The sequence below is a fragment of the Flavobacterium filum DSM 17961 genome, assembly GCF_000425465.1.
Taxonomy (GTDB): Bacteria; Bacteroidota; Bacteroidia; order Flavobacteriales; family Flavobacteriaceae; genus Flavobacterium; species Flavobacterium filum.
In genome coordinates, this window is the sequence record NZ_AUDM01000037.1 from 1 (window position 1) to 5,118 (window position 5,118).

Genomic DNA, 5,118 nt, shown 5'->3' on the forward strand with positions numbered 1-5,118 from the left:
TAACCTGACGCTTAGGAACCGTCTGTGGTTCAAAGCTACCATTACGGTCTCTGGGTGTTTCTAATTCAAAACTTCCTAAACCACTGGTAATTGTTTTCTTTGCTTTACCGTTACGCCTATTTTTTTCTGATTTAGTCTCTTGGACGTGATCTGTTATTTCACTCTCAAGTGAAGCTTCTAAAATCATTTTTAAAAGCGGTGTAAAAACACCATCTGCACCTGTCAAGGGTTTACCTTGCTTTAATTTCTCTATAGCTGACTTAGAGAAAGACTCAAAATCGAATTGTTCGCTCATAATAAATCAAATTTAAAAAATTCATCCTTCTATTTTTTATATTTGACACAGTTTATTGAGCATACTCTTTTTTCTTTTTATATTTCCAATAATTTTTCATCAAACCAAACGTCTTCGTATCCACTTTCAGTTATTAAAAATCTAAATCCTTCATCTAAACCTAAATACTTTATTATTTTTGGATTTCGTTTAAGTAAATGTTCTGCACAGATGGGTTTAAAAAAATCTTTATCTTCTGAGTATTCTCCACTCCAAATATACCAGCTAACTTTACCTATTTCTATCTTGTGTCTTAATCCGTTTAGTTTTTCAAGATTTAAGTTTTCTGATATTCCAATTATTGACTTTTCATTAATTGGTTTCCATTTAGAATTATAATTTTTACAAATCTCTTTTTGCTTTTCAAAATGGAAATTCCAAAAGTTATATTCCATTAATTCATCAATATTTGTTTCCAATCTTTTTTTCCAAAGTTTCATATTCTCAACATTTATTGGAAAATTTATTATTTCATTGTTCCAATCAAATATTGTATCAGAAATTACAGGGTCATTTTCTTCCCAATCAATTTCGTCAGACATTATTGCATTAAAAGCAAAAAATTCTAATTCAGTTTTGTCAATTTCATTTTTTAGAAATTTATCACAAAGTTCGATTAATTCTTTTCTTTCAATATTCATTTTGAATTCAGTTTTCTGTTGTTCGAAAGTGACGCACAACCAATAAATATCCTCAAATTTATGCAACTTTTTCAACTTCTCATAAATATCAGCTGTCGTTTTATTATTGAAGAATTGCTGTTTTATGAGCTTGTGCTATCTCAAAGAAGACTTAGGGGGGCTTGCTTCTGGCAGGGCAGTCTACTCGATTAGCACTTTTTTATTTTTGTTTAAATCTGCTGTCAAATTCTAATCTCTGGATAGAAATTACTTTTATTTTTTTTGAATCAGGATGATTTGGATTTATTAGATAATTAAATTCAGGAGGAACAATAGCACTTGGAACTTTTAACACGGCAGCATTTTTTTGAGAAACAAAATCATCTCCAATGAATTGTGTCTCAAGTATTGGTGGTTTAGAATCCCAATTTTCAGGTAGCTGCTCAATTGACAATTCTAATATTTCTATTTCGTCTGGAATTTCTATTTCAACATAAAATCTATCTGTTGGTAAATCTTCTATAAAATCAAGATGTACAGAAACTTCGAGCGTTGCAAGTGCACGAGATTCAGCTGTGTAAACAAGATAAGTGTTTAAACTATTCCATCTATATCCTTCGGTTAAAGCAGCTCCAACTCCTTGTAATGTTTTGTCTAAATATTTTTCTCTTTCAATTCTATATACTTTCATTAGGCGAGATTTCCGTATTCAATTCTGTTTAGACAATTTTTGACTTCTTGTATTCCAGTAGTAGAATCTAGTAAGCTTTCTGGAGAATTGCCTCCTAAAGAGATATTTTGTTTTTTCATCCAACGTTGGAATTTTTCTTCTTCATTATTAAAAACTTCTATCCCAAAATCCACTAATTCAGTAAGAAGTAAAATAATTTCACTGTCTCTTCCATTAAGTAATGATTTTTCTCTTCTTTTTTTGTTATAAGTTGTCTGAGGTAACCCAAAAACATGCAAAAACTCTTTTACAGGGATATTGATTCTCTTACTTATAACTTCAATTGAAGCATAGGGAATTCCTGCTCTTATTATGCCAACTCTATCAAGTCTTGATGTCCAAACATACTCATGACCTTCTGATTCCAATCTCCATTTGGCAGATGATATTCTAACAGCTTTGGCTCGACCAATACTTTCTTTTGGATCAAATGTTTTCTTTTGTTTAACTTCTTTTTTCATAATTAAAGCGTATGTGTTGTAAACATACAACAATTTTGCTACATATGCTAATATTATCAAAAAAATAAGTGCTAACTAGTAAATATCCTAAAATTTATTCAACTTTTTCAACTTCTCATAAAAATCAGATGTTGTTTTGTTATTGAAAAATTGCTGTTTTATGAGTATGAGCTATAAAAGAAGACTTAGGAGAGCAGGGTTGTTAGCGGTTGCTTTTCTTTGATTTGAACCAATAATATTCATTGTCGTCAAGTAGGTATTTTGCTTGGTCAGCTTCGCCATTTTCACTTTGCTTAATTTTTTGAACTAATGGTTTTAATTCAACTTTATATTTTTCAATTGTCAGTCCGTCACAAATTGTTTTGTCAAAACGCAAGTAATGTAATGCTAAACTCTGCCGTTGCTCGTCAACACTAGAAAGTGCTTCTTTGAGTGCATTAAACCGTGTCCAAGTGTTTTTGTTCTTGTCCCACCATTTTGAAACGCTGTCTGCAAGCATCAACCGATACAGAATAAGTTGCTTTCGTGGGGTTTTATCTTTAAAGTCAATGTCGTGACTACCAGTTTGTAAATACGAAGTGTAATTCTGTTTATGCAAACTCATTAGCTTGTCTTCATTAATTGTAATGTCACGATAGCCAAAATTTTGAAATGTAATTTCTTCCAACAACCAAGCTGCCCGAACTGAAACCCAGTCAATGTCATAATTTACAATCCAACCATGACCATAGAATTTTTCTGCTCCTGGATAAATTAAGTCAGCCGTGTTTTTAAGTTTTATGAAAGATGTGTCCTTTAGTAATTCAATAAGTTTAGGAATAGCTTCTTTCTGATAATTCACGATACTGTCTTTGACCTGATAAACTGAACCAAAATTTGATTGTCGTATTTGAGCAATCATAGTATCAAGTCGTGTCTGTGAAAAACACAAGTTAAAAGTCAGGATTAATATTGTCGTTATGTAGTGTCTCATAAAGTTGCCGCCAACCAGTAAATATCCTCAAATTTAAACAACTTTTTAACTTCTCATAAAAATCAGCTGTCGTTTTGTTATTGAAAAATGCTGTTTTCAGCGTATTTGCAAACAATTAAATCCAAAGCAAGATAAGAGATACATTTTTCACACTACACCTGAATCACACCCAAATTAAATTTCTTTTCAATAGGAGCGTGGTTCGCCGCTTCAATCCCCATGGATATCCAAGTTCGGGTTTCTAAAGGATCAATAATGGCATCGGTCCACAAACGAGAAGCGGCATAATACGGCGAAACTTGCTCGTCGTAACGGGCTTTGATTTTGTCGAATAGTTCTTTTTCTTTGGCTTCATCTACAACTTCGCCTTTGGCTTTCAAAGAAGAAGCCTCAATTTGCATCAAAACTTTGGCGGCTTGTGTGCCACCCATTACCGCTAGTTCGGCACTCGGCCATGCTGCAATTAAGCGTGGGTCGTAGGCTTTTCCACACATGGCATAATTACCCGCACCATACGAATTACCCACCACAATCGTAAATTTGGGTACGACTGAATTGGAAACGGCATTCACCATTTTAGCTCCGTCTTTAATGATACCACCATGCTCTGATTTGCTGCCTACCATAAACCCGGTCACGTCTTGCAAAAAGACCAACGGAATTTTCTTTTGGTTGCAATTCGCAATAAAACGTGTCGCCTTATCCGCCGAATCGGAATAAATCACACCCCCAAATTGGATTTCTCCCTTTTTGGTTTTGGAAACGGTGCGTTGATTGGCTACAATGCCCACCGCCCAACCATCAATACGGGCATAACAAGTAATGATGGATTGTCCGTAACCGTCTTTGTATAAGTCCATTTCTGAATTATCGACTAAACGTTTGATGATTTCCATCATGTCATATTGGTCCGCTCTTGATTTCGGAAGAATACCATAAATATCTGTTTCTTTCAACGCAGGTTTGGACGCTTTCTCACGGTTGAATCCGGCTTTATCATAGTCGCCAATTTTACCTACAATGCTTTTGATACGGTCTAACGCATCTTTATCGTCTTTGGCTTTATAATCCGTTACGCCTGAAATTTCGCAGTGCGTTGTAGCTCCGCCCAAGGTTTCATTGTCAATATTTTCGCCAATCGCAGCTTTCACCAAATAACTTCCGGCTAAGAAGATGCTTCCGGTTTTATCGACAATCATGGCTTCGTCACTCATAATCGGTAAATAGGCTCCACCGGCCACACAACTGCCCATGACAGCGGCAATTTGCGTAATGCCCATACTGCTCATGATGGCATTGTTTCTGAAAATGCGTCCGAAATGTTCTTTGTCCGGAAATATCTCGTCTTGCATGGGCAAATACACCCCGGCACTGTCCACTAAATAAATGATAGGCAAACGGTTTTCAATGGCTATTTCCTGTGCCCGTAAATTCTTTTTTCCTGTAATCGGAAACCAGGCACCGGCTTTAACGGTAGCATCATTGGCCACCACAATACACTGTTTTCCTTTAATGTACCCAATTTTCACGACTACACCACCGGATGGACAACCGCCGTGTTCCTTGTACATTCCTTCACCGGCAAATCCACCGATTTCAATGCTTTTGGCTTTTTCATCCAACAAATAATCAATGCGTTCCCGAGCGGTCATTTTGCCTTCGGCATGCAGTTTTTCGATTCTTTTTTCGCCACCGCCCAATTTCACTTGAGCAAAACGACGTTTTAATTCGGCTAATAAAAGTTTATTGTGGTCTTCGTTTTTGTTGAAGTTTAAATCCATGGAGTACCCGTTTTTTATTTGGACGCTAAAATACGAAAACGTTTTAGAAGTAAGAAATTTGTTTTTTTGAGAGGGGAGAGGGAGTGGGGAGTTTTAAGATTTCTCCTGTGGGTTAAATCTATTTAAGAGTATGCTCAATAAACTGTGTCAAATATAAAAAATAGAAGGATGAATTTTTTAAATTTGATTTATTATGAGCGAACAATTCGATTTTGAGTC

Annotated in this window: 6 protein-coding genes; all 6 read right to left on the bottom strand. The window is 35.3% G+C overall.

The window, feature by feature from the left end; all coding sequences use genetic code 11:
• Positions 1–295, bottom strand: a 295-nt coding sequence (locus H601_RS0112725; RefSeq protein WP_026711856.1) for a transposase, incomplete at its 3' end; no start/stop codon positions are given.
• A 77-nt stretch (positions 296–372) separates the two neighbouring features.
• Positions 373–975, bottom strand: a complete 603-nt coding sequence (locus H601_RS16710; RefSeq protein ID WP_051220752.1) for an immunity protein Imm33 domain-containing protein — start codon at positions 973–975, stop codon at positions 373–375.
• A gap of 199 nt (positions 976–1,174) precedes the next feature.
• Positions 1,175–1,645 carry an RES family NAD+ phosphorylase gene (locus H601_RS0112735; RefSeq protein WP_026711858.1) on the bottom strand — a complete coding sequence of 157 codons (471 nt, stop codon included), beginning with the start codon at positions 1,643–1,645 and terminating at the stop codon, positions 1,175–1,177.
• Entirely contained in the window at positions 1,645–2,145 is a 501-nt protein-coding gene (parS, locus tag H601_RS0112740) for a type II RES/Xre toxin-antitoxin system antitoxin (protein WP_026711859.1), read from the bottom strand. Before parS ends, H601_RS0112735 begins: the two co-directional genes overlap by 1 nt.
• A 202-nt stretch (positions 2,146–2,347) precedes the next feature.
• A complete protein-coding gene (locus H601_RS0112745) occupies positions 2,348–3,046 on the bottom strand; it encodes a hypothetical protein (protein WP_026711860.1) in 699 nt (232 codons plus the stop codon).
• Between the two features lie 224 nt (positions 3,047–3,270).
• On the bottom strand, positions 3,271–4,899 hold the full coding sequence (locus H601_RS0112750) for an acyl-CoA carboxylase subunit beta (RefSeq protein ID WP_026711861.1): 1,629 nt from the start codon (positions 4,897–4,899) through the stop codon (positions 3,271–3,273).
• Between the last annotated feature and the right edge of the window lie 219 nt (positions 4,900–5,118).